Annotated in this window: 23 protein-coding genes and 1 tRNA gene; 13 read left to right on the top strand and 11 right to left on the bottom strand. The window is 37.5% G+C overall.

What is annotated here, in order from left to right; genetic code table 11:
- Positions 1-96: 96 nt before the first annotated feature.
- The 5 genes from ACTJKC_RS22665 to ACTJKC_RS22645 form a co-directional block, all read right to left on the bottom strand.
- Complete coding sequence (locus ACTJKC_RS22665; protein ID WP_025142933.1) at positions 97-786, bottom strand: DUF4290 domain-containing protein; 690 nt, start codon at positions 784-786, stop codon at positions 97-99.
- Positions 787-1,125: 339 nt separating this feature from the next.
- Positions 1,126-1,623 (bottom strand): SixA phosphatase family protein, encoded by a 498-nt coding sequence (locus ACTJKC_RS22660; RefSeq protein WP_440795581.1) that lies wholly within the window; start codon positions 1,621-1,623, stop codon positions 1,126-1,128.
- Positions 1,616-2,647, bottom strand: a complete 1,032-nt coding sequence (locus tag ACTJKC_RS22655) for a glycosyltransferase family 9 protein (RefSeq protein ID WP_440795579.1) — start codon at positions 2,645-2,647, stop codon at positions 1,616-1,618. Before ACTJKC_RS22655 ends, ACTJKC_RS22660 begins: the two co-directional genes overlap by 8 nt.
- Before the next feature lie 116 nt (positions 2,648-2,763).
- A complete protein-coding gene (locus ACTJKC_RS22650; protein WP_440795577.1) occupies positions 2,764-3,366 on the bottom strand; it encodes a DUF4254 domain-containing protein in 603 nt (200 codons plus the stop codon).
- An 85-nt stretch (positions 3,367-3,451) separates the two neighbouring features.
- Positions 3,452-5,131 (bottom strand): helix-hairpin-helix domain-containing protein, encoded by a 1,680-nt coding sequence (locus ACTJKC_RS22645; protein WP_440795575.1) that lies wholly within the window; start codon positions 5,129-5,131, stop codon positions 3,452-3,454.
- A gap of 89 nt (positions 5,132-5,220) precedes the next feature.
- Here ACTJKC_RS22645 and ACTJKC_RS22640 point away from each other — a divergent pair, with 89 nt between their 5' ends.
- Positions 5,221-5,850, top strand: a complete 630-nt coding sequence (locus tag ACTJKC_RS22640) for a hypothetical protein (protein ID WP_440795573.1) — start codon at positions 5,221-5,223, stop codon at positions 5,848-5,850.
- 200 nt (positions 5,851-6,050) lie between these two features.
- Here the strand turns inward: ACTJKC_RS22640 and sppA are convergent, their stop codons facing one another.
- Positions 6,051-7,817, bottom strand: coding sequence for a signal peptide peptidase SppA (gene sppA / locus ACTJKC_RS22635; RefSeq protein WP_440795571.1), 1,767 nt, complete (start codon positions 7,815-7,817; stop codon positions 6,051-6,053).
- Between the two features lie 40 nt (positions 7,818-7,857).
- On the opposite strand from sppA, the gene folK reads away from it, so the two are divergent.
- Together folK and ACTJKC_RS22625 are read left to right on the top strand one after the other, a co-directional pair.
- Positions 7,858-8,370, top strand: coding sequence for a 2-amino-4-hydroxy-6-hydroxymethyldihydropteridine diphosphokinase (gene folK, locus ACTJKC_RS22630; protein WP_440795569.1), 513 nt, complete (start codon positions 7,858-7,860; stop codon positions 8,368-8,370).
- Entirely contained in the window at positions 8,367-8,732 is a 366-nt protein-coding gene (locus ACTJKC_RS22625; RefSeq protein ID WP_440795567.1) for an Hpt domain-containing protein, read from the top strand. Before folK ends, ACTJKC_RS22625 begins: the two co-directional genes overlap by 4 nt.
- 45 nt (positions 8,733-8,777) lie before the next feature.
- Here the strand turns inward: ACTJKC_RS22625 and pssA are convergent, their stop codons facing one another.
- Both pssA and rho read right to left on the bottom strand, forming a co-directional pair.
- On the bottom strand, positions 8,778-9,470 hold the full coding sequence (gene pssA / locus ACTJKC_RS22620; protein ID WP_440795565.1) for a CDP-diacylglycerol--serine O-phosphatidyltransferase: 693 nt from the start codon (positions 9,468-9,470) through the stop codon (positions 8,778-8,780).
- A gap of 133 nt (positions 9,471-9,603) precedes the next feature.
- Entirely contained in the window at positions 9,604-11,358 is a 1,755-nt protein-coding gene (rho, locus tag ACTJKC_RS22615; protein ID WP_440795563.1) for a transcription termination factor Rho, read from the bottom strand.
- 425 nt (positions 11,359-11,783) lie between these two features.
- Here rho and pyrF point away from each other — a divergent pair, with 425 nt between their 5' ends.
- The 4 genes from pyrF to ACTJKC_RS22595 all read left to right on the top strand — a co-directional run bounded on the left by pyrF (position 11,784) and on the right by ACTJKC_RS22595 (position 14,666).
- Positions 11,784-12,614: an orotidine-5'-phosphate decarboxylase gene (pyrF, locus tag ACTJKC_RS22610; protein WP_440795561.1), complete on the top strand. Its 831-nt coding sequence runs from the start codon at positions 11,784-11,786 to the stop codon at positions 12,612-12,614.
- Between the two features lie 162 nt (positions 12,615-12,776).
- A complete protein-coding gene (locus tag ACTJKC_RS22605; RefSeq protein WP_440795559.1) occupies positions 12,777-14,060 on the top strand; it encodes a DUF2851 family protein in 1,284 nt (427 codons plus the stop codon).
- Positions 14,061-14,115: 55 nt separating this feature from the next.
- Positions 14,116-14,331 carry a hypothetical protein gene (locus tag ACTJKC_RS22600; protein ID WP_440795557.1) on the top strand — a complete coding sequence of 72 codons (216 nt, stop codon included), beginning with the start codon at positions 14,116-14,118 and terminating at the stop codon, positions 14,329-14,331.
- A gap of 116 nt (positions 14,332-14,447) precedes the next feature.
- Positions 14,448-14,666, top strand: a complete 219-nt coding sequence (locus ACTJKC_RS22595; RefSeq protein ID WP_086545426.1) for a PspC family transcriptional regulator — start codon at positions 14,448-14,450, stop codon at positions 14,664-14,666.
- 91 nt (positions 14,667-14,757) lie between these two features.
- Here the strand turns inward: ACTJKC_RS22595 and ACTJKC_RS22590 are convergent, their stop codons facing one another.
- The gene (locus ACTJKC_RS22590) at positions 14,758-15,414 is read right to left on the bottom strand and encodes an ankyrin repeat domain-containing protein (RefSeq protein ID WP_344849825.1); all 657 of its coding nucleotides are present in this window, start codon (positions 15,412-15,414) and stop codon (positions 14,758-14,760) included.
- Between the two features lie 760 nt (positions 15,415-16,174).
- On the opposite strand from ACTJKC_RS22590, the gene ACTJKC_RS22585 reads away from it, so the two are divergent.
- The gene (locus tag ACTJKC_RS22585) at positions 16,175-18,769 is read left to right on the top strand and encodes a DNA translocase FtsK 4TM domain-containing protein (RefSeq protein WP_440795554.1); all 2,595 of its coding nucleotides are present in this window, start codon (positions 16,175-16,177) and stop codon (positions 18,767-18,769) included.
- Positions 18,770-18,829: 60 nt separating this feature from the next.
- Entirely contained in the window at positions 18,830-19,480 is a 651-nt protein-coding gene (locus ACTJKC_RS22580; RefSeq protein WP_025142915.1) for a LolA family protein, read from the top strand.
- A gap of 285 nt (positions 19,481-19,765) precedes the next feature.
- Here the strand turns inward: ACTJKC_RS22580 and ACTJKC_RS22575 are convergent, their stop codons facing one another.
- Positions 19,766-20,269, bottom strand: coding sequence for a hypothetical protein (locus ACTJKC_RS22575; protein ID WP_440795552.1), 504 nt, complete (start codon positions 20,267-20,269; stop codon positions 19,766-19,768).
- Between the two features lie 56 nt (positions 20,270-20,325).
- Here ACTJKC_RS22575 and ACTJKC_RS22570 point away from each other — a divergent pair, with 56 nt between their 5' ends.
- From ACTJKC_RS22570 to ACTJKC_RS22555, 4 genes are all read left to right on the top strand, one after another.
- Positions 20,326-20,598, top strand: coding sequence for a hypothetical protein (locus ACTJKC_RS22570; protein WP_440795550.1), 273 nt, complete (start codon positions 20,326-20,328; stop codon positions 20,596-20,598).
- A gap of 49 nt (positions 20,599-20,647) precedes the next feature.
- Positions 20,648-21,412, top strand: coding sequence for an MBL fold metallo-hydrolase (locus tag ACTJKC_RS22565; protein ID WP_440795548.1), 765 nt, complete (start codon positions 20,648-20,650; stop codon positions 21,410-21,412).
- Positions 21,413-21,454: 42 nt separating this feature from the next.
- Positions 21,455-21,538 (top strand) — tRNA-Leu (locus tag ACTJKC_RS22560).
- Between the two features lie 370 nt (positions 21,539-21,908).
- Entirely contained in the window at positions 21,909-22,280 is a 372-nt protein-coding gene (locus ACTJKC_RS22555) for a DUF1016 N-terminal domain-containing protein (RefSeq protein WP_440795547.1), read from the top strand.
- Between the two features lie 88 nt (positions 22,281-22,368).
- Here the strand turns inward: ACTJKC_RS22555 and ACTJKC_RS22550 are convergent, their stop codons facing one another.
- The gene (locus ACTJKC_RS22550) at positions 22,369-23,247 is read right to left on the bottom strand and encodes a glycerophosphodiester phosphodiesterase family protein (RefSeq protein WP_440795545.1); all 879 of its coding nucleotides are present in this window, start codon (positions 23,245-23,247) and stop codon (positions 22,369-22,371) included.
- Positions 23,248-23,536: the final 289 nt, after the last annotated feature.

Here is a 23,536-nt window from a genome sequence, read left to right as displayed (position 1 = left end):
TTTCTTTTGCTAACCCTTTAGTCATGCTGTCCCGAAACTTCGGGATCAGCATCTGTCTTAAAGATTCTGAATCAAGTTCAGAATGACGTATGGTTATTAATATTTAGGTTTGTTGTTATTACGCTGACGATTATTGTTGTTATTGTTATTCTGACGGTTTTTTCCGTTGTTGTTATTGTTGTTGCTTCTGCCGCGGTTATTATTGTTATTATTATTTTGACGCGGATTTTGAGCCCTGAATTCAACTTTTGCAAGGTTAACACCTTCATCAAGCGACAATAATCCGCCAGAAAGATATTTTAAATCTTTGATAATGGTATCATCACTTACATTGTCCTTATTCCAGGTAACGTAGGCCATTTTCATAAAGTTTGCAATGCTCTGCACCATTGCCTTTTTAATTTCGGCATCTTCCTCACGCATTGCTTTTTCAATCAGGTTTTCAACCGTTTTACCATAATGTTTATAGGTAATGCGTTGTTGAGGGTAGGCCAGAGGCTCTGGTTTGATATATGCATTCTCGATCAATGGCTTTGGATAAGGGCTATCCACATCAATCTGGTAACCCGAAATAATATGCAGGTGATCCCAGAGTTTGTGTTTAAAATCGGCAACATCACGTAAATGTGGTTGCAAAAATCCCATCAGGTCAATTACCGCCTGGGCATATTTATTACGTTCTTCTATGGTTGGCAATTCGCAGATATACTTCACCATGTTTTGTACGTTACGGCCATATTCAGATAAAATTAAATGGCTACGCGTAGTATTATAATCAAAATTCATGTACAGATAAATTAATGGATAAATTTTCTGGCGATACGAATTATGAAATAACCAGAAGAGTTTAGGTTATGAATTCACCGAAATGTCTATTGCCAGATTTTCGTGTTATATGTTCAAAGTTAATAAAGTTATTTGATTTGTGATGTTTTTTAAAAGTTAACAATCAGTTGACTGAAGTCAACTGTAAAGAATTAACAAGTAAATTTAAGTAGTTTCCGTTGTTAATCTGTGAATCCATGGCTGATAGGTTGATCGGTTAATTGTTTAAATCGGTTAATTGAGAATTGATCCATTGAATATTAGTGATTAAAAAAGAATCTTTAATATTTAGCGATAACTCTAAATCTCATCACTATTTTTCGGGTAATCAAAAAACACCAGGTCGCCCGTGCCCTTACTTACCATCTGCCACGAATCAAAAGGGAAGGAAATTAAAACCATACCCGCAGTTGGGATATTGTAAATATCGGCTCCGCTTAGCTCATTAGCGAAATCGGTAAAGCCTGGGTTATGGCCAAACATTATCACTTGATCGGCAGCATCATTTAAACCATTAACTACTTTGAGCAGAGCGGTTGTATTGGCTTCGTAAATAGATTCTTCGAATTGAATCTGATCGATTTGGTAAGCTTCGGCGAAATATTTTGCAGTAGATTTTGCCCTTTTTGCAGGGCTACTCACAATCTGATCGATTTTAAAGCGGCGGTTAATCAATCTTTCGGCCATTTCCGGTGCATTTTCTTTACCGCGTTTATTTAACGGGCGGTCGAAATCTCTTAAATCCAGATTTCCCCAATCCGATTTTCCGTGGCGAACTAAAAGTAATTGTTTAGCCATTTAGTTTCTCTTTAATTTTATTTACAATGGTTTCAGGCTTAATTAAGTCTATACAACTTTCAACACCACAAAGGCAGGGTTTGTTTCCGTAAATGGAATTTGGTCGCGATGGATGATCGATCTGGATGCAATCGCTTTCCGATTGTCCGTAGCCTAAAAAGCCGGCATAAGGATGCGTTGGCCCCCAAATAGAAACCACCGATACTCCAACCAGCGAAGCCATATGCATGCCTGAAGAATCCATGCTCAGCATTACATCCAGATTTGATATCATAGCCAGTTCTTCAGTCAGGTTAAAATTGCCGATTAAATTGTAGGTGTTTGCATGTTTTTGTGCCCAATCTTCAGCAATATCCTGCTCGGTCTTACCACCTCCAAAAATGAAAAGTTCGTAGCCCAAATTGCTTAGCGAGGCAATTACCATTTCCATTTTTGTTAAATCGTAAACTTTATAAATATGCTGTGCAAAAGGAGAAATCCCTATTTTTTTAGTGGTTTTATCTGTGAATAAATCTTTCGCCTTTGCAGGAATAGCTTGCGGAGATTTATTTATTTTATGACTTAGTTTAAGATTAAAACCCAGCTCGCGAAAAACATCTGCATAACGTTCTACGGTCTGTTTTAAAGGCTTAAAAACTTTATTATTAGTACGCGTTAATGCTTTTTTCTCTGCTCTGCCTTTATCAATCCGCCTGATTTTGATACCTGTTAACCTAAAGAAAGTAGAAATGGCCCTGCTGCGCAAATTATCATGCAAATCGGCAATCGCATCTGGCTGATAGCTTCGGAGTTCTTTGTATAATTTATACAGCCCATCTATCCCTTTATGTGTGGTTTTGGGATGGATAGGATGGAAGATAAGATTAGGGATCTGATCAAAAAATGGCTTAAAAGCAGGCCGGCTTACCATAATGAGCTCAACCGATGGGTTTTGCTCCGAAAACTCTTGTAAAACGGAAGCCACCATGGCTACATCGCCCATGGCCGAAAAACGTAAAACGATAATCTTTTGGGTTGCAGCCATATTTATCAAGTGATTCGTCATGGAGGTACGAAGCAATCTTAAGGCTATGGGTTTTTGAAATAGCGAAAGTTGTAGGATTGCTTCGTACCTCGCAATAACGATTTAGCGAGTGAGTATTATGCTTTATTATACAACACCGGGTTTAAACTCGGATCGTTATACATTTTCATCTGTTTGTACACTTTCATATATTTTTTGCCTGCTTCTATATCAGCTAATAATTCATCAATACTGGTTGAAAGATCCTCGCGTTGTGATAACAGCACATTTAATTTAGTCTGGCATTGCTCGCGGTGCTCAGGCGATGCGGTTTCGCGTTCCGCCTCTTCGCGCATGTGGTAAATTTTCAGTGCAAGAATAGAAAGCCTGTCGATCGCCCATGCCGGACTTTCGGTATTGATTTTCGCCTCCGGTAAAGCAGAAATTCCCTGATAAAGGTTTAAGAAATAACCATCAATAAACTCTACCATATCAGTACGTACCTGGTTTTGAGCATCAATGCGTCTTTTCCAGCTCAAACCTTCAACAGGATCAATCTGTGGATTGCGCACCACATCTTCCATGTGCCATTGGGCAGTATCGATCCAGTTTTTGATGTAAAAAAGATGCTCTAAACTTTCAGCATCGTAAGGGTTTTCAACCGGATGGTCAATATCATCAAACTTGTGATAGTCTGTAATAACCTGATTAAATATGCGGTTGGCAATTTCACTTATCATGGGGCAAAGTTATGTTTTTTTACCACAGATTTTCACAGATCAACACAGATTTAAACTTATCTGTGTTTATCCTTTTTTTCTGTGGTTAATTTGGCTTTTTGCTATTAAAATACGCAGTTATTTCTTCCAAAGAGAAAGCATTTAAACACTTACCGGCGCTCAATCCTCCTTTACGGGCCACTAAAATACCATAATGCATATCGTGGAATCCTTCGGTGCGGTGTGCATCGGGGTTTACAGAAAGTAAAACGCCTTTTTCTAAAGCGTAGCGGTGCCAGCGCCAGTCGAGATCTAAACGTAAAGGATTGGCATTGATTTCGATTACTACTTTATTGGCAGCACAAGCATCTATAATTTTTTTATAATCAATCGGATATCCGGCCCTGCTTAACAATAAACGGCCGGTTGGGTGACCTAAAATAGTAGTATATGGATTTTCGATAGCTTTTAACAAGCGTGCTGTCGCTTTGGCTTCATCCATGCGGAGGTTGCTGTGTACAGACGCCACCACAAAATCGAATGTTTTAAGGATATCGTCAGCATAATCGAGCGAACCATCACTTAAAATGTCACTTTCAATACCTTTGAAAATTTTAAAAGGTGCCAGTTTTTTGTTCAGTTCGTCAATTTCCTGGTGCTGACCAAAAACACGTTGTTCGTTTAATCCTTTGGCGTAAACGGCCGTTTTAGAGTGATCGCAAATGCCTAAATACTGAAGGTTTAAATTTTCTTTGCAATATACCGCCATCTGTTCTAAAGTATGCACCCCATCACTCCAGGTTGAGTGGTTATGCAAACTGCCCTTTAAATCTTCATATTGGATCAGGGTTGGAAGTTTATTTGCCTTTGCCAGTTCAATTTCATCGAAATCTTCGCGGAGTTCGGGTTCGATGAATGCTAAACCTGCCTTGGTGTATATTTCTTCTTCACTTGCAAAAGGTCCATCACCAGCTGAAGTCAGCACTTTTTCTACATGTTCGGTATTTCCGGTTAGCTTAAACCACTGCAAATAGAAAGCCGATTTTTCAACTACATAGATTTTTATCCTAAAACCTGCTTCAGTAGTACAGATGAAAGAATTTTCGGCTTCAATAAGCGAAAGTGGTTCGAAAGCCGGTAAGTTTTGTTTTAAGGTTTCGATATTCTCTGTGCCGATTACAATCTCCAATTCATCAATAATTTCACATGCACGGCGGTACTGACCAGCGAAGCCTAAAATCGCACTGCTATCAATATTTGCAGTCCATTCAGATAGCTGCGTAAACAAAATTTTGGCAAAACCTTCTACCTGTGCATATAAGAAACGGCCATTGGCGGCAAGTTTAAATTCGATGGCATTTTTAATTTCTTCCTGTGTTTTGAAACCGAAACCTTTTGCCTCGATTAAGCGGTTTTCGTTACAGGCGTAATACAATTCACCAATGCTTTCTATACCGAGGGTACGCCAGATAATGAAAATCTTTTTAGGTCCGATGCCTTTTATAGCCAGCATTTCTACCACGCCTTCTGGTGTTCTATCAAGGATTTCTTTAAGCTCCTGTAATTCTCCGGTTTGAAGGAGTTCTACTATTTTGGAAGCCAGTCCTTTACCAATGCCCTCAATTTTATCCAGTTCATCTAAAGGCTTATCTTTTAATGCAAAAGGCAGTTTATCAACCTTAAAATAGGCGTTTGCAACAGACTTAATCTTGAAAGGATTTTCCTCATGCAGTTCCATAAGCTGCGATAACAGGCGTAAGGTGCGGGCGATGGTCTTATTTTCCATAAGGGGTAAAATTAGGAAATAATGCCCCAAATTTTTCTCCGGCTTATCAATTTATAAACACAATTTTATTAAAATGTTGTTTTACACTCATGAAAAATATAAAATTTGCCCTTTTGGGATTAAGCATAAGTTTGGTTGCATGTCAATCTGCCAATAACAAAAGTCAGGATAAAACAGATTCGGCAAGCAATTTAACACCAGCCACAACGCAGGTTGTTGATGAACGATTCCTGATTATTGCAGGTAAATCAATTGGAGAAATTGCCTTGGGAGAGGATATGGAGCAGGTTGGTAAAAAACTGGGCAGACCAGATGCCGGTGATGCCGCAATGGGAAAAGCCTGGGGAATCTGGTACAGCAATGATTCTACCGCTAAGCATCCTAATGAAATTGCTGTTTATTCTTCTTACCGGGATACGAGCATGCGGGTTAAAGATGTAAAACAGATCAGGATTACTTCAGATCAGTTTAAAACAAAAGATGGTTTGGCAACAGGCAGTACGCTGGAGGCAACAAAATCGAAATTTCCGGGTATCGAGAAACTTTCGGCCTATTTAAATGAAGAAAAAGACACCGTAACGGTTTACGATGCCAAAAAAGATGGAATTGGTTTTGAATTTTTAAAAGGGAAAAGTATTTCTTTAACGGTACATCCGGTAAATATTCCGGTTAATGCAACTTATTTAACGCTGCACCCGGAATGGAAACTGGTGCAATAGGATGGATAATGTAAGAGGTAAGATGGATGATGGGATGTAAGAGGTAAGATGGAAAATGGAAGATGGGTTTTTAACTTATGGTTTGATGGTTCATAATTGATAGCTCGGATTATTAGTACTACAACTATTAACTATTTAACAATGAACCATCAACCTTTTATATAAATCCAATTATTCCATCATCCATTTTCCATCTTCCATTATTTAATTACTGCTTCAAACGGCATTCTTGCCTGGATCCCCGAGCTGGCAATCACTTTTTTCATCTGTTGATATAAGAAGTAATTGTCGCCAAGTTCCTGTTTGGTGTAATAGGTTTTTATCTTGTCTGTACCTTCATCCATTAACGATTTCCATGGATCAATTACATCCGGGTATTCTACTACCTTATATTTTTTCAGTTTTGCTTTTTTTGCGGCTGCTTTAATGGCATCGTTAAAACTTCCGATCCTATCGGCTAAACCAATCTGAACAGCATCGGTACCGATCCAAACGTGGCCACCGCCAATGCTGTCGATATAAGCTTTGCTTTTCTTTCTGCCATCGGCCACACGACTCACAAAACCGCTATAAATCCGGTTTAGTTCGTTCTGGATGATAAATCTTTCACCTTCCGTCATAGGGCGGTTAGTAGCCATGATATCGGCATATTTACCGGTTTTAACACCATCGAATGTGATGCCCAGTTTATTGGTCATTAAATTCTGGAAGTTCGGAATAATGCCAAATACGCCAATTGAGCCAGTAATGGTATTGGGTTGAACGAAAATACTATCAGCCGCACAACCAATGTAATAACCGCCCGATGCGGCCACATCACCAAAAGATGCTATAACCGGTTTTTCTTTTTTAGTCAACACAATTTCCCTCCAGATTACATCCGAAGCTAAAGCACTACCACCCGGTGAGTTTACACGTAGTACAACTGCTTTAATATCATCATCCAAGCGGGCTTTTCTGATGGCTCTGGAAATACGTTCCGAACCGATCTGGTTATCAGAGCCTTCGCCACCACTAATCTCTCCATTGGCATAAATTACGGCCACTTTATCTTTTCCTTCACCCGTGTCAGTATTGTTTTTGGCGTAATCGTTAATGGAAACCGAACGGATATTTTCGCCCCTCGTTCTTCCTGATAAGCCTTTTAATTCTTCTAAAATCTGATCTTTATATTTTAAAGCATCAATCATTTTAAAGTTTACGGCATCTTGTGGCTGTTGTACCTTATAGTTATCAGCAATTGCGTATAAACTGTCTTTCTGGATATTTCTGCTCAGCGCAATGTCTGCCAGGAATGTATTATACAAACCACCAACATAAGCGGTAACCTGTTTACGGTTATAATCGCTCATTTTATCTAAAATAAATGGTTCTACAGCGCTTTTATAGTTTCCTACACGGATAACCTGCATTTCTACGCCAACTTTTTCTAAAGTTCCTTTAAAAAATGTTAATTCGGAGCTGAAACCTTTAAATTCTAAAGCACCTTCCGGATTTAGATATACTTTATCAGCTACCGAAGCCAGATAATATGCACCTTGGGTGTAAACTTCGCTGTAGGCAATAATTTTTTTGTGCGATTTTTTAAAATCGATCAAAGCATTTCTAACTTCACGCAAAGTAGCATAACCCGCATTAGGACTGCTTACATTTAAGTAGATACATTTAATGTTATCGTCTGTTTTTGCCTTTTGTACCGCTTTAATAAAATCATTTAAACCAATGCCGTCTTTTTCTTCGCTGCCAACAATCGGCAGGCTTCCGAACGGATTTTTTGGAGTACGCTCGGTAATGGCCTGGTCTAAATTCAGGAACAGAACCGAATTGTTAGTTACTACAACTGTTTTATCACTATCAATGGATGATATTGCACCTACAATAATTACAAAGCAGATAATAAATATAATTACCATCGATAAGAAAAAGCCCAACATAGAGGCAAATAAATACTTAAAGAATTCTCTCATTTAAATGTTTTAATTTTGTGCTGTAAAGATATAAAAATACATGATGCTTAATAAGGCTTTAGAGTGCAGCACTGCTTATTTGTTACTGGGTGGAAATTTGGGCGATAGGGGAGGGAATTTAAAGAGGGCCATTGCGTTATTGGAAGAAAAAACGGGCAAAGTAATATCAGTTTCATCACTGTACGAAACGGCAGCCTGGGGTAAGACGGATCAGCCCGCTTTTTTAAACCAGGCCATAGCTTTAGAAACCAGTTTAAGTGCTTTGCAAGTTTTGGATCATGCATTAAATATTGAGCAGGAGCTGGGCAGGGTAAGGAAAGATAAATGGGGCGAACGGTTGATTGATATAGATCTGATTCTTTTTGGTGATGAAATTATTAATATTCCTGATAAACTTCAGGTACCGCACCCGCACATGCAATACAGAAAATTTGTAATGGAACCTTTGGCTGAAATAGCGCCTGATGTTTTACATCCGGTATTGGGCGAAACCATTTTAGCAATCAGCAGAAATATTGAAGACCCGCTTAAGGTAAAGAAATTAATAATATGAAGAAGAGCCGGCAACTTGATTTTTCCTATCTGATCGAAATGGTTGGAGATGACCCTGTATTTTTAGCTGATTTTTTTAAAACCTTTATTGAGCATACCTCAGTTTATTTAGCAGAGATGGACCATGCTCTGGCCAATAAGAACTGGAGTAAAGTAGCCAATTATGCGCATAAGATAAAACCCACATTCACTTATGTTGGGCGGAATGATGCGAAACAGCTGGTAGAGGCAATTGAGTATCATGCGAGAAATAAAATCGCACTTGAAAAAATCCCTTCAGATGTGGAGGAGCTAAAATTAATGTGTGCTGATATCTGTAAACAGCTTGAGCAAGAACAAATAAAACTTACTTCTAAACGGTAAGAAAGCTTGTGTTCTAATCTACGGGTTCATTTCTTCGAAATGAATTTAAATTTTTTTATTGGCGGTTGCACCCCTAAAATGTAGTACTGATAATGCAATATACAGCACAAGTACAAAAGGTATTGCAGCAAATTTTAGAAAAGCGATTAATACAAAAGATAAAATAAGGAAAATAAATTTAATCTTATTTTTTGCCCAGCTTAAATCACTGAATTTTAGAGAAAATATTTTGATTTCGCTCACCAGCAAGAAACTGGTGATGGCCGTTATCGCTATTAATAAAATGCTGGATCCTGTTACCTGAGGATAATCAACCGAAATAAAGGGTAATGAGCAGATAAAGAGGGTGTTCATTGGTGTATTTAAGCCAATAAAATCTTCCGTTTGCCTTTCATCATTATTAAATTTAGCCAACCTGAGCGCCGAAAAAATAGTGATGATAAAGCCTAAATAAGGCAGGTATTCGGATGAATAATCGCTCGCCTTTAACAAATGAAACATGATTACTCCTGGTAAAAAACCAAAGCTCACCATATCAGCTAAAGAATCAAGATCTTTACCAATAGCCGATTTTACATTTAACAAACGGGCAACCATACCATCAAAAAAGTCGAAAATTCCGGAGAAGATTACAAAATAAGCTGCGGTTTCTAAATGGCCTTTAAATGCAAAAACGATTCCGATACAACTAGAAAAAAGGTTTGCACAAGTAATCGCATTAGGGAGATGCCTTTTCATAAGGTTTAAGGTATATGGTTTGAGGTGTAAGGTTTTGGTTGCAAATGTAAGTGTAAAACCTTTAAAATTGTAAGGCTTAAAGCACCAAATCTAGAAACCTTAAGCCTTACGCCTTTTACCTTTCAGCCTTAATCTAGCTGTTCATCGAAATTAAGAACTCTTCGTTACTTTTTGTTCCTTTTATTTGTGATTGAACAAATTCCATTGCCTCCTGGCTGTTCATGTCAGCAAGGTGGTTACGTAAAATCCATACACGTTGTAAAATATCTCTGTCAAGCAATAAATCATCGCGACGGGTACTTGAAGCCGTAATATCAATAGCAGGGAAAATACGTTTGTTAGATAATTTACGGTCTAACTGAAGCTCCATATTACCTGTTCCTTTAAATTCTTCGAAGATTACCTCATCCATTTTAGAACCTGTATCAGTTAATGCGGTAGCCAAAATGGTTAATGAACCACCATTTTCGATGTTACGTGCCGCACCAAAGAAACGTTTTGGCTTGTGTAATGCGTTTGCATCAACACCACCTGATAATATTTTACCTGATGCCGGTGCAGTTGTATTGTAAGCTCTCGCCAAACGTGTAATCGAATCTAAAAGAATCACTACATCGTGCCCGCTTTCAACCAAACGTTTAGATTTCTCTAAAACAATGTTGGCAATTTTAACATGGCGCTCAGCTGGTTCATCAAAAGTAGAAGCAATTACCTCAGCCCTTACACTACGTGCCATATCGGTAACCTCTTCAGGGCGTTCATCAATTAATAAAATGATCAGGTACACTTCCGGGTGGTTTTTGGCAATTGCGTTGGCAACCTCTTTTAATAAATTGGTTTTACCTGTTTTCGGTTGTGCTACAATTAAACCACGCTGCCCTTTACCAATTGGGGTAAATAAATCCATAATACGGGTAGAGTAATTGCTGTTATCCGTAAATAAATTTAATTTTTCGGTTGGGAAAAGTGGCGTTAAATAATCGAAGGGAACACGGTCGCGGACCTCAGCAGGAATTCTGCCGTTAATGGTTTCTACACGAACTAGCGGGAAATATTTTTCGCCTTCTTTTGGCGGACGGATGCTACCTTTAACAGTATCACCTGTTTTTAAACCAAAAAGTTTTATTTGCGACTGAGATACATAAATATCATCAGGAGAAGTTAAATAGTTGTAATCTGCAGAGCGTAAGAAACCGTAACCATCAGGCATAATTTCTAAAACACCCTCATTTGTAATTACGTTATCGAAATCTAGGTTAGAATAACTGTTTTCGTTTTTGTGGTGGTTGCCACCGCCCGGTTGTTTTTGCTGGCGGTTTTCATCACGTTGTGGTTTTTCCTGTTTTTCTTTTGGCTCTTGTTTTTGTTTCTGAACTGCAGGAAGCACTTCTGCACTTTCTTCAATTAAAGCAGAAATTGGTTTTACACTTTCCTCAGATTCAGAGATTCTGTCTGGTTGCCTTTCAGGTTGCTGGTGGTGCTGCGGTTCGTCGAATAATGTTACCGAATCTCTTCTTCTTTCAACTGGGGCTGCTGTTTCGTCTTTCGTTAACCTGGCTCTTTTTTTAACTGGTTTTTCAGTCGCAACAGCTTTTTCGGCTGCAACCGGCTTATCGGCAACCACTGTAGAAGCAGCGGCAGCGGCTGCTGCAGCAACTTTAGTAGTTTTAGCAGCTTTGGTTTTTGGTGCAGGGGCAGCTGCAACTGGTTCTATTTCGCTGTAAGGATCTGCACCAGCCTTCGCGGCATTTATAATTTCCTGTTGGTGTAAAAGTACTTCAACAAGGTCGATTTTTCTTAGGGAGTCGGCACCTTCAATGCCATAGCTTTTTGCCAGCTCACGTAATTCAGTTGTGAGCTTATCATTTAATTCTGTTTTACTAAACATTCTAGATATATATGTTTCAAGAAATTTTTCATTTGTTTATAACGGATGTTTTCTGTTATAAATCTACACAGGCCTAATAATATTTATGTTAGCGTAAGCCCGGCAGTTTCATTGTGTATAAATTCTTAAGGTTATAAAACATGAATTGAGTTCATTATGGAAAATGCCCAAATTGTTTCATAATTGTTTACAAGCTGAATAACAAGCAAATTTTGCTTTTAAAAAAGGATAACAAAAAACAAGTCTTGATAAATTTTTCTGGGATATTCAGATAAACGGTTGAGAAATTATGTTGCAATTGTATGTATTTGAAACGTAATCTGCAAGCAAAAGTTTAAAATGTTTATAAAAATAATTCAAATGGGTATTATTTTCTCGCTCAAAAAACTTAAAAATCTTCATATTTGCAGCAAATAAGCCCATATATGACAAAGCAACAACTTTTTGAGCAGATACAAAAAAAACGTTCATTTTTATGTGTAGGATTGGATTCTTCGTTAGATAAAATCCCAAAACACCTGTTAAAGTATGAAAATCCGATCCTGGAATTCAATAAACAGATTATTGATGCCACTAAAGATCTTTGTGTAGCTTATAAGCCAAATACCGCTTTTTATGAGTGTTACGGTAAAAAAGGATGGGAAACTTTGATCGAAACCTGGAAATACATCCCGGAGGATATTTTTTCTATTGCTGATGCCAAACGTGGTGATATTGGCAATACTTCAGCCATGTATGCCGAAACATTTTTTAATGCAGCATCATCAGAAATGAGTTTCGATTCGGTTACCGTAGCGCCTTATATGGGAAGCGATTCGGTTACGCCCTTTTTAACTTTTAAAGATAAATGGGTTATTCTTCTGGCTTTAACCTCCAACAGCGGCCATGCTGATTTTCAATTACAGCAGGTTGGGGAGGATAAACTTTTCGAAAAAGTGATTAAAACATCTCAAACCTGGGCAACCGACGAGCAGATGATGTATGTAGTAGGCGCAACCCGTGGATCAGCTTTTGGCGATGTACGTAAACTGGCACCGGATCATTTTCTATTAGTTCCTGGTGTTGGTGCACAGGGTGGCGATTTAAATGAAGTTTGTAAATACGGCTTAAATTCGCAATGCGGATTATTGATCAACTCATCCAGGGGTATTATTTATGCCAGCCAGGGCGAAGATTTTGCAGAAAAAGCCAGGGAAGAAGCACTGAAACTCCAAAAAGAAATGGAGCAGATATTGGAGAAAGCAGGGTTGGTGTAGTTATTCTATTATAATCTCTCTCCCAAATATTCGGGATGTTCTGGCAGAGATAATGTTCCTTTTTACTAAAGTTTAAGTATATTATTGCAGTAAAAGTGATATATTCTTTTACATATCAATAGTTTTTAATATACAAGCTTCAGGAATTCCTTATCTTGAAGCATGAATTTTCCTGAAGATTTTCTTCATTATGTATGGCAGTTCAGGTCGTTTAATTATGGCGACTTGCATACCGCTGCCGGGGAAAATCTGAAAATTATCAATCCGGGTTTACTCAATAAAAATGCCGGACCTGATTTTTTTCATGCGAAAATCGAAATAGGCGATACCACTTGGGCTGGCAATGTAGAAATCCACCTTAAATCATCAGACTGGTTAAAACATAACCATCAAAAAGATTCTGCATACGAAAATGTGATTTTGCATGTGGTTTACGAACATGATGCGGAAATTAAAAGAATAGATAACACGGTTTTGCCCGTGCTCGAGTTAAAACAACGTATTTCTACCGATCTGATTAAAAAATATGAGAAGCTGTTTCTTACCCTTACCGATTTTCCCTGCATTGCCCAGATCGGCACCATTGAGCCATTGATTATAGATTCTTTTTTATCAAGAACTTTGATAGAACGTTTTGAGCAAAAAACAGCAGCTGTTACCGAAACCTTAAACGAACTGAATGGAAATTGGGATGAAACTTTTTATCGTTTCCTGGCCCGTAATTTTGGTTTTAAAATAAATGCTTTGCCTTTTGAACTGCTTGCAAAAGCGGTTCTGCAAAATATTTACGCCAGGAATAAAAATAATCCCCATCAAATTGAAGCGCTGGTTTTTGGCGCATCTGGCTTTTTAAATGATCAGTTTGAAGAAGAATATCCTCAAAAGCTAAAGGCAGAATTTGATTTTTTAAGAAAGAAATATAAGATTAAACCTGTAGAAATTTCAGTCTGGAAGTTTATGCGGATGCGCCCGCAAAATTTTCCAACCATCCGTTTGGCTCAGTTTGCAGCATTAATTGTAAAAGCCAATCATCTTTTTTCGAAGGTAATGGAAATAAAAGATATAGTCCTGTTACGGGCCTTATTCGAAAACCTGCCCGTTAACGATTATTGGAAAACACATTATCATTTTAAAAAAGAAACTACAGGTGTAAACCTGCAGATCGGTAAAGCTTCTGTAGATAATATCCTCTTAAATACTGTTGCTTTGTTTTTATTTGCTTATGGCAAACACACGGCAACACAGTTTTACATCAACAGAGCTGTAAAATTGTTAGAAAGCCTTCCTGCCGAAGAAAATGCAATTATTGATAAATTTAAAGGGGCAGGAGTGAAAATCCAGCATGCATTTGCTTCGCAAGGGATTTTACAGTTGAAAAAGCAATACTGTGATGAGAAAAAATGCCTATCTTGTGGTATTGGAATTAAAATTCTAAAACAAGCCTGATCAGATTAATTTTTCCAGTAGAAAACTTTCTAACCAATAATCCGTTTTAACAATTATGGAATTCCCACACGAACTAAAAGAACTTTATCCTGATCAGATTATCGAAGTTAGAGGTAATGCAGATGCCTTAACTGTTATATTGAAAAAAGAGGCTGACATTCATAAATTTAAAGCTGAATTAATTAAGAAATTTTCAGGTTTGGAGGAGCAGCAGATTCTTTTTATCAAACACGAGGATAAACAGGATTTTGAAAAGCTTGTTCTTGTATAATATGCAGATTTAACCGATTAATTTTGCTAAATTAGGGTTTGAAAACAAAATCATAACCTGGTTTGCAATAATTTATATTGAGTTACCGTTAAAATGATTTTTAAAATAAGGTTGAAATGTTCCAGAGAATTATAACTTATTTTGAGCAGCAGAGTTTTGGTGTCTCTACTTATTTAGCCAGCAAGTTGAATATGAGTACGGCAAAAGTCCGCTTGTTTTTTATTTATTCGTCGTTTTTAGCGGTAGGCTTTCCAATCTTATTCTATTTTCTGGCCGCAGTGGTACTGGATATCAGAACTTATATGAAAAGAATGCGGCTGAGGATATGGGAATAAGTGTGTAAGATAGATAATGTAAGATGGATAATGGGAAATGGTTGCTAAGATCTGTTGGACTCAAGACCCATGACTTTAGACTCAGGACTGACTAATCATCGTCTCTTAAAATTTCTGCAATTTCGTTAAATCCTTTTTCTGCGGCTAAATCTGCCGGTAATTTTCCGCCTTCCATGCGTAAAGATACTTCGGCACCATGCTCTAAAAGTAAAATAATCATTTCTATATTTCCAAGCTGCGCTGCAGTATGTAATGGTGCTAAACCTGCCTTCTGGCAAACATTGGGGTATGCACCGGCATCCAACAGCATTTTGGTAATGTTAAAATTATTGGCCGCAACAGCCGAGTGGATGGGGAATACATTAAATCCGTTTTTTGAAGCCAGGTTAACATCGGCACCTTTTAAAACCAAAAAACGGGCTAAATCTTCATGTCCGAAATAGCAGGCTAAACCTAAAGGTGTAAAACCATCTTCAGAAAATTCGTTTATACTGCCGGGATTTTGAAAAATCAATAGGGTAGCAGCATCAAATTTACCAACTGCACAGGCTTCGAATAAGGTTAAATCATCAACAAATTCGGCAATTAAATCGGCTATTTCCTGCTTTTTATAATAACAGGCCAATAATAATGGCGAAATATGATGGGAGGTATCAACATTTGCCAATTTTGGGTTCTCTACCAAAATTTTTTTTACGGCTTGTAAATTTCCTGCCTCAATTTGTTCTTCGAGCTGCGCTATACCCATAATATTATTTAAAAATCGACTTAAATTACCAAAAATTAAGGAATTGTAAACTTTATTGTCTAAATATATATAGTGTACAGCAAATTATCAAGATTAGTCCACGCAGGTTTTTAAAATGGCCATCTGCAAAAAAAAAATCAATAACTAATTGATGTGGGCGTTCCCCAATTCCGATGAAAAATCGGGAAAGGGTCCGGGCTTTTCAGGGCTTCGCTTCGCTCCGGTACCGATGAAGGATCGGTACTGAACCCATACAATCCCTAACGCAAAACCTGCGAGGTCTTGATCAGGAGTCTAAAATCCTAAGAAAGACAGACCCTGGTAAATAAACCTGATAAAACGAAAAGCCCGGAGCGGGGTACGAGTGAGGACTTTTAGTGATAGCAGGACTATCGCGGCCAAAATGAACTAAACCTTGCTTTTCAAAATAATTTTAGGGCATTTATTTTTTTTTCAGACCTCGCAGATTTGCGAAACATGCGAGGTTTATTAATAAAAAATCCCGTTTAACCTCTCCAGGTAAAACGGGATAAAACCTAAAACAAAATCCGTTTCATTTTACAAAAACGTAACAACTTGTGCGTTGTTAAAATAATAGACGATAATTTCTGTTTAAGGTTTAATGCCCGATGGATATTTTTATTTAATTTAAGGCAGATTATTTAAAATTATTTACAGAGGCGATTTGTGATTATTTTTTTTATTAATGCTGCGCAGTTTTATCTAAGTTTGTTCAATATTAAATTATTTAGGAAAGAAAATGTCGGTACGGGGTAACCAGTTTAAAACCAATACATTCAGAGATAAAGGTGCAGAAAGCGCACCAGGCAGATCTTCATCGGGTCGGCAGCCAAAAGAAAAAAGAGAATTTTTACCAAGGTTCGATCTGGCAGATGGACGTGCAATTAAAATTGCAGGTCTGTTTTTTGTGATCTTATCCTTATACTTTCTAATTGCCTTTACTTCGTACCTTTTTACCTGGCAGGATGACCAGAGTTATGTAATTGACGCAAATGGTGGCTGGGGGAATCTGTTTAAAACATCCGAAGAATTAAAAAATGCAGGCGTTACTACACCGGTTGTTCAAAACTGGCTGGGTAAGTTTGGCGCTTTATTGTCACATCAGTTTATTTATGAATGGTTCGGTATTGCCTCATTCTTATTTGTTTTAGCCTTTTTTATTATCGGTTACCGTTTATTATTTAAAGTTAAAATCCTTTCTATTTCTAAAACACTGGGTTATAGCTTTTTCTTTTTACTCTTTATATCTTTAACATTAGGTTTTGCGCATGGTTTCTGGTCAGAATCGCCACATTACCTGGAAGGCGAATTTGGTTACTGGAGCAATAAATTATTAGGTGCCCAGATTGGCGCGGCTGGTGTCGCGGGTTTGATCGCATTTGCCGGATTAACCATTTTGATTATTGCATATAACATCGATTTTAAATTTCCCGAGCGTAAAGCAAAAGAAGTTTATCTGGATAATGAAACTCCTGATTATGTGAATGATATCAGAGAGCAATCAACCAAAAATAAAATTGTTGAAGAAACTCCTGAACCGATTGAATTTCCGGTACGAGATAAGCCGCCGGTAAGCAGCGAGCGCAAACAACAAAATGTGGTATTACAACCAAGCCGTTACGAAGAAAAGGAAGAGGAAGAAGTTGCTCCACCAGTTGTATTATCTCCTTTAGCTACTAATTTACCTCTGGCAACTGCTGCGGCTACTACAATGCCTTTAACGGTAGAACCGCCAGTTGAAGCCGAAAAAGAACCTGCATTTACCATCGAAAAAACTGAAGAAGAAAAAAAATCAGAAGATTTGGTTGAGCAGTTTGGTAATTACGACGAAAAGCTGGATTTGGCAGGTTATAAGTACCCAACCATTGATTTATTGGAAAATTACGGTACCAATAAAATTTCGGTTAATGCAGAAGAACTAGAGGCCAACAAAAATAAAATTGTTGAAACGCTTAACCACTATAACATCGAAATTGATAAGATTAAGGCAACAATTGGCCCTACGGTTACCCTTTATGAAATTATTCCAGCTCCTGGTGTAAGGATTTCGAAAATTAAAAATTTAGAGGACGATATCGCGCTTTCATTAGCGGCGTTAGGGATCCGTATTATTGCGCCAATGCCTGGTAAAGGTACAATTGGTATTGAGGTACCTAACCAACACCCTGAAATGGTGCCGATGCGCAGCATTTTAAATACCGAAAAATGGAGCCAAACGACGATGGATCTGCCTATTGCATTAGGTAAAACCATTAGTAACGAGGTTTTTATTGCGGATTTGGCCAAAATGCCCCATTTATTAGTGGCAGGTGCCACAGGTCAGGGTAAATCGGTGGGTATTAATGCCATTTTGGTATCACTATTATTTAAAAAACACCCTGCACAGCTGAAATTTGTGTTGGTAGATCCAAAAAAGGTAGAATTAACCTTATTTAATCGGATTGAGAGGCACTTTTTGGCTAAACTCCCGGGAGAAGCTGATGCCATTATTACCGACACTAAAAAAGTGGTAAATACCTTAAACTCGCTTTGTATTGAAATGGATCAGCGTTATGATTTATTGAAAGATGCACAGGTGAGGAACCTTAAAGAATACAATGATAAATTTATTAAACGTAAGCTGAACCCGAATAATGGACACCGCTTTTTGCCTTTTATTGTTTTAGTGGTGGATGAGTTTGCCGATTTAATGATGACTGCGGGTAAGGAGGTTGAAGCGCCTATTGCACGTTTGGCACAGCTGGCAAGGGCTATCGGAATCCACCTGGTACTGGCCACGCAGCGTCCGTCAGTAAATATTATTACGGGTACTATTAAAGCGAACTTCCCGGCCAGGTTAGCTTTTAGGGTTTTATCGAAAATCGATTCACGGACTATTTTAGATAGTGGTGGTGCCGATCAGTTAATTGGTCGCGGGGATATGCTTTTATCTACCGGTAGCGACTTAATCAGGCTACAGTGTGCTTTCGTTGATACACCCGAGGTAGACCGGATTTCTGAATACATCGGTAATCAGCGCGGTTATGCAGATGCATATCAACTGCCCGAGTATATAGATGAAGCAGGAGAGGGAAGCAAGGCTGATTTTGATCCTAACGAACGTGATAAGTTCTTTGAAGATGCTGCCAGGCTGATTGTGATGCATCAGCAGGGTTCTACCTCATTAATACAGCGTAAACTGAAGCTGGGTTATAACCGGGCAGGGCGGATTATTGATCAATTGGAGGCCGCCGGTATTGTTGGTCCGTTTGAAGGGAGTAAAGCAAGAGAAGTTTTATATCCTGACGAATATTCTTTGGAACAATTCTTGAACAGTATGGATGACAAAGGTTAGATTAAACTATTTAATGAAAATCTACTCTAACGTTTCAAAGAAAAACTTAAAAAAGAAAAGATGAAGAAATTAATTTCAGCATTAATGGTTGTAGTTGCTTTTACAACTTCAACTTATGCTCAAACTGATGCGAAGGCTAAAGCAATTTTAGCTGATGTGAGTAAAAAATACAAATCGTACAATATTGTAAAAACAGACTTTACCTTTACTTTGGATAATCCAAAAGCTAAAGTAAAAGAAACCCAGCAAGGTACTTTATATGTTAAGGCTAACTCTAATAAATATAAAGTGGCCATGACGAATCAGGAATTGTTTAGTGATGGTAAAAGCCAGTGGACTTACCTGAAAAAAGATAAAGAGGTGCAGGTAAGCAATGTAGATAACAGTGGTGACGCCATTAATCCTGCTAAAATTTTTACCGTTTACGAAAAAGGATTTAAATACGTTTACACCGGCGATGAGAAAGTAGGTGGTAAAACCTATGAAATGATTGATTTAACACCTGTTGATGCTAAAAAATCGATCTTTAAAGTTCGTTTAAGCATTGATAAAGCGGCTAAGCAGATTGCAAACGTGGTATTGTTTGATAAAAACGGAAATAAATATACCTATAACGTGAAAACTTTTTCTCCTAATGTAAATGTACCGGAAACTACTTTTGCTTTTGACGCTAAAAAATATCCTGGTGTTGAAGTGGTAGATTTAAGATAATAGTGAGTTTCGCAAATGCGGAATGAAACCTGAAAGGTTCGGTTGGAAACAGCTGAACCTTTTTTGTTTAATAGACTTAATAACGTTCATTAGTCATTAGTTTATTGGTGATTGCAAATTGCCAACTGAAAACTGATTAATTGTTATTGCTTTTCAATTTGACCATGCTGAGGATTTATAAACTAAAATGGTCTCAGAATTAGTGGTGGAAAAACCACAATAGTAAAAAATAACCGCCTGATATTAAATAAGTTAAATGGTAAATCAATCAAATTTATCCGCTATTTATTTACGTTTTAAAATCTTTTTATCAAACAATAAACTTTGAAGAAATTTAAATTCATCTTCGTTTATTTCGTTTCTATCAATAACTAATGTGTTTTTATTCGTTATATCTTTCGCAATAATAATCAACGTGCCATTTAATCGGTAAAATTTAAAATACGGCCATAGAAATTTTAGTTCATGCGTTTCTGCGCGGTAGGTAATTGCTTCATTACTTATAGTAATATGAACATTTTCAGATTTTAATTTGCTGGCTTGCTTATATTGTTTGTATAAGCCTTGCATCCGCAATGCAGCTATCATAACAATGCCCATGGCAAATGCACTAAATGGATTCCAGAAAGGTAACGTTTTATTCATTACATCTAATTTCATGAACATGAGAAGCAAAGCAATAATAAAAAGCCCAAATGCAATTGCAAATTGTTTGTAATAGAATTGTTTTTGGATGGTTTTGATTAGGGCCGTTTGTTGCTGAGCGTTTCTGTTGATGACGATTTCCATGGGCTAAAATTATAAAAATTTGCCTAATTAAATCTGTATTGTTTACATTTGTTCCAATGTCTTTGCCACTAACAAACCATACTTTAGAGAAATTAGAGGCCTTGCTTTTTGCAATGGGCTATAAGGTACGCTACGAAAAAGGGAACTTTAAAACAGGCTCTTGTTTATTGGAACATAATAAAGTGATTGTGGTAAATAAATTTTCTAACCTGGAAGGAAAAATTGCGGCATTGGTTACCCTGGTAAAACTGACCAACGCTGATGAAAATCAGTTGGATGAAAAACAACGCCAGTTTTATCAATCTTTACAACAAACCGAATTATTTTAATGGAGATACACGACAGAAATTATAGGCATAGAAAGGAAAGTTTAAGCAGATGAAAGTTACTTTTTTAGGTACGGGTACATCGCAGGGCGTTCCGGTAATTGCTTGTGGTTGTGAAGTTTGTGTTTCACCTGATAAAAAAGATAAGCGTTTAAGAACTTCTATCTTAATTGAAACCGCCGATAAAACCATCGTAGTAGATAGCGGACCGGATTTTCGTTATCAATTGCTGCGCGAAAACGTAAAAGACCTGGATGCTGTTTTATTTACACATGAGCATAAAGATCACATTGCTGGTTTAGATGACATCAGGCCGTTTAATTATCTTTTGCATAAGGTAATTGATGTGTATGCCACAGAAAGGGTTCAAACGGCATTAAAAAGAGAGTTTTATTACATTTTTGCAGAAACCAAATACCATGGATTGCCGCAAATTAACCTGCACACGGTTACCAATGGTGACGATTTTAAAATCGGAGAGAGCACCATTATTCCTTTCGAAGTAATGCACCACCTGTTACCCATTACGGGATACAGGATTGGTGATTTTACTTATATCACTGATGCTAAAACCATCCCGGAAGAAAGTTTTGATAAAATAAAAGGATCAAAAATACTGGTGATTAATGCTTTGCAGAAAGAACCACATATTTCGCATTTTACTTTGAGCGAAGCCATTGCTTTTGCGGAAAAAGTTGGTGCAGAAACCACTTATCTCACGCACATCAGCCATAATTTAGGTAAACATGAGGATATAGAAAAAGACTTGCCTGCGAATATTAGATTGGCATACGATAGTTTGAAAATAGAAATTTAAACGCTTTTTAAAATCCAAAATTAAATTATATTTGCAGCACAAACCCAGGTGGCGAAATTGGTAGACGCACCAGCTTGAGGGGCTGGCGCCGGCAACGGTGTGGGAGTTCGAATCTCCTCTTGGGTACTAAGCGGACTTTGAACACTTCAAAGTCCGGTTTTTTTAGGAAAAATCATTGTTAGCTAACTAGGTATTGTTCAAAGTATTCCTGCCGATAGTCAGTCTGGTAAAGGGGGAAGAGTAGATTAGCTTAGAACTATTTTAATTCCAGTTGTCCACATATCATTTTTCTTTCGAAACATCATGCTTCATAGCAACCGTAGGCGGTTATTTTCCGTTTGTATCATCCATACATTTCATATAATGTATTAAAATTTATAATCAAATATAGATGTATAAATATATGTAATTCACTATTAACTACAAGTTTCATTATACATTTTGGATTCTTCTTTAATGTTAACGTTGCATCGATTGTTTTCTTTAAATTTGGAGTATGAGCACCTATATTGAAGAAATCAGAGGTATCTTAGCTACAGCCAGACAAAACGCTTACACTGCTGTGAATGCAGCAATGGTTGAGGCATATTGGCTTATCGGAAAACGTATTGTTGAGCAAGAACAGCATGGTGAAGAAAGAGCCGTTTATGGAGAAGGTATATTGAAGGAACTCTCTAAAGCACTGACAGCTGAATTTGGCAAAGGTTTTTCTTACTCTAATTTATATAATTTCAGACAGTTTTACCTTACTTACCCTGAGCAAAATAAATTCTACACACTGTGTAGAAAATTGACATGGAGCCATAATCGGTTAATAATGAGGGTGGAAAATGAAGGGGCTAGGAATTTAGTTCTAAATGAGCCTTAATTCTGTACAAGATTATCTTTGAACAAACATCTACATAAAATATTCTTTTGGGCAACGTTTCAATTTTTATAAAGCAGATAACCTCTTCTTATCTAAAAGCTTTAAAAACGTTGCTAAGGCTATCGGTACAGATAATATCACCACCACGGGCAAATACGTTTTGATAAGCTTTGCGCGTGTTATTGGGGTAAACATCAACGCCACCTTGTGCACCAAATGAAACCATAATGCCCATGCTGTGTATTTTATCGTAAAATGATTTTTCTTGTAATTGGGCTGGGGTTAATGCAATTAAATTCTTAAACGGAAGTCCGGATTGTTCAATGGCTTTAATGTTCTCCCAGCTGTTAAATCCCAGCGCCATCATTAAAGTGGGATATTTTTTATTCAGTAATTGCGCATCCTTAATGGTATAGCAAATAATGATCACCTGGTTTAATGTTTGTAAAGAAATAACTTCTGCCATTAATTTTTTAGGGTCGGTACCGGGTTTCATATCCAAAGCAACAATCATTTTATTTTTTTTAACAAAGTGGAGGACATCCATCAGTTTAGGAATCCGCTCTCCTTTTATCAAAGTGCCATTGATGTCTTTGAGTTGATATTGTGCAATTTCTTTAAGGGTAAATTTATTTAAACTGTCTTTTCCGGTTGTTGTCCTGTCCAGTGTTGCATCGTGCAACATTACCAGAGCGCTATCTTTGGTCATGCGTACATCCATTTCCTGGATTACGCAGGGGGCTAGCTGGTGTGTAAATTTCAATGTTTTCAGGCCATTATCCGGGTATCCGGTTTCGGGAGACATTCTATGCGCCATAATCAATGGCATTTTTCGGCCTGCCCTCCATTTAAAATAATCCTGAAGGGTTTGACCGGGTTTAGGACATGCTGATGGCTGAATTTTAAACGCGAGCAAAAGAAATACCGGGCAAATTAAAATAAGGGAATAATATTTTATGCTTTTCATTTGTTGTTTTATAAAAATGAGGGGGATTATAAAGATCATCATTGCGAGGAGGAACGACAGCCTGTCCAGACTTTTTGGGGAAGCAATCTTTCCTGCCAGCAATCCTTGTTAGAGAGATTGCCTGCCAGTTGCAGGCAGGCTTCGTCGGCTGAAAAAGCCTTCTCGCAATGACGAATTTGACTAACCTTACATCAATTTATTTAAATGAATACCTTACGCCAAATTGTATCCTGTAGCGAGAACTTGATGCGGGATTAATTACCGAGCTTAATCCATTATCTTGTATAAA

The organism is Pedobacter sp. 22226 (genome assembly GCF_052045455.1).
GTDB lineage: Bacteria > Bacteroidota > Bacteroidia > Sphingobacteriales > Sphingobacteriaceae > Pedobacter > Pedobacter jeongneungensis.
Note: the sequence above shows the minus strand (reverse complement) of the source record. Positions and strands in the feature narration are given on the sequence as shown.

Bases quoted from the DNA above. Each gene is read 5' to 3' on its own strand.
- rho (WP_440795563.1), bottom strand. From the start codon at position 11,358: ATGTTTAGTAAAACAGAATTAAATGATAAGCTCACAACTGAATTACGT.
- ACTJKC_RS22655 (WP_440795579.1), bottom strand. From the start codon at position 2,647: ATGGCTGCAACCCAAAAGATTATCGTTTTACGTTTTTCGGCCATGGGC.
- ACTJKC_RS22570 (WP_440795550.1), top strand. From the start codon at position 20,326: ATGTCTTTGCCACTAACAAACCATACTTTAGAGAAATTAGAGGCCTTG.
- ACTJKC_RS22575 (WP_440795552.1), bottom strand. From the start codon at position 20,269: ATGGAAATCGTCATCAACAGAAACGCTCAGCAACAAACGGCCCTAATC.
- ACTJKC_RS22650 (WP_440795577.1), bottom strand. From the start codon at position 3,366: ATGATAAGTGAAATTGCCAACCGCATATTTAATCAGGTTATTACAGAC.
- ACTJKC_RS22665 (WP_025142933.1), bottom strand. From the start codon at position 786: ATGAATTTTGATTATAATACTACGCGTAGCCATTTAATTTTATCTGAA.
- ACTJKC_RS22600 (WP_440795557.1), top strand. From the start codon at position 14,116: ATGGAATTCCCACACGAACTAAAAGAACTTTATCCTGATCAGATTATC.
- ACTJKC_RS22580 (WP_025142915.1), top strand. From the start codon at position 18,830: ATGAAGAAATTAATTTCAGCATTAATGGTTGTAGTTGCTTTTACAACT.
- ACTJKC_RS22595 (WP_086545426.1), top strand. From the start codon at position 14,448: ATGTTCCAGAGAATTATAACTTATTTTGAGCAGCAGAGTTTTGGTGTC.
- sppA (WP_440795571.1), bottom strand. From the start codon at position 7,817: ATGAGAGAATTCTTTAAGTATTTATTTGCCTCTATGTTGGGCTTTTTC.
- pssA (WP_440795565.1), bottom strand. From the start codon at position 9,470: ATGAAAAGGCATCTCCCTAATGCGATTACTTGTGCAAACCTTTTTTCT.
- ACTJKC_RS22605 (WP_440795559.1), top strand. From the start codon at position 12,777: ATGAATTTTCCTGAAGATTTTCTTCATTATGTATGGCAGTTCAGGTCG.
- pyrF (WP_440795561.1), top strand. From the start codon at position 11,784: ATGACAAAGCAACAACTTTTTGAGCAGATACAAAAAAAACGTTCATTT.
- ACTJKC_RS22640 (WP_440795573.1), top strand. From the start codon at position 5,221: ATGAAAAATATAAAATTTGCCCTTTTGGGATTAAGCATAAGTTTGGTT.
- ACTJKC_RS22625 (WP_440795567.1), top strand. From the start codon at position 8,367: ATGAAGAAGAGCCGGCAACTTGATTTTTCCTATCTGATCGAAATGGTT.
- ACTJKC_RS22550 (WP_440795545.1), bottom strand. From the start codon at position 23,247: ATGAAAAGCATAAAATATTATTCCCTTATTTTAATTTGCCCGGTATTT.
- folK (WP_440795569.1), top strand. From the start codon at position 7,858: ATGATGCTTAATAAGGCTTTAGAGTGCAGCACTGCTTATTTGTTACTG.
- ACTJKC_RS22590 (WP_344849825.1), bottom strand. From the start codon at position 15,414: ATGGGTATAGCGCAGCTCGAAGAACAAATTGAGGCAGGAAATTTACAA.
- ACTJKC_RS22660 (WP_440795581.1), bottom strand. From the start codon at position 1,623: ATGGCTAAACAATTACTTTTAGTTCGCCACGGAAAATCGGATTGGGGA.
- ACTJKC_RS22645 (WP_440795575.1), bottom strand. From the start codon at position 5,131: ATGGAAAATAAGACCATCGCCCGCACCTTACGCCTGTTATCGCAGCTT.
- ACTJKC_RS22555 (WP_440795547.1), top strand. From the start codon at position 21,909: ATGAGCACCTATATTGAAGAAATCAGAGGTATCTTAGCTACAGCCAGA.
- ACTJKC_RS22565 (WP_440795548.1), top strand. From the start codon at position 20,648: ATGAAAGTTACTTTTTTAGGTACGGGTACATCGCAGGGCGTTCCGGTA.
- ACTJKC_RS22585 (WP_440795554.1), top strand. From the start codon at position 16,175: ATGTCGGTACGGGGTAACCAGTTTAAAACCAATACATTCAGAGATAAA.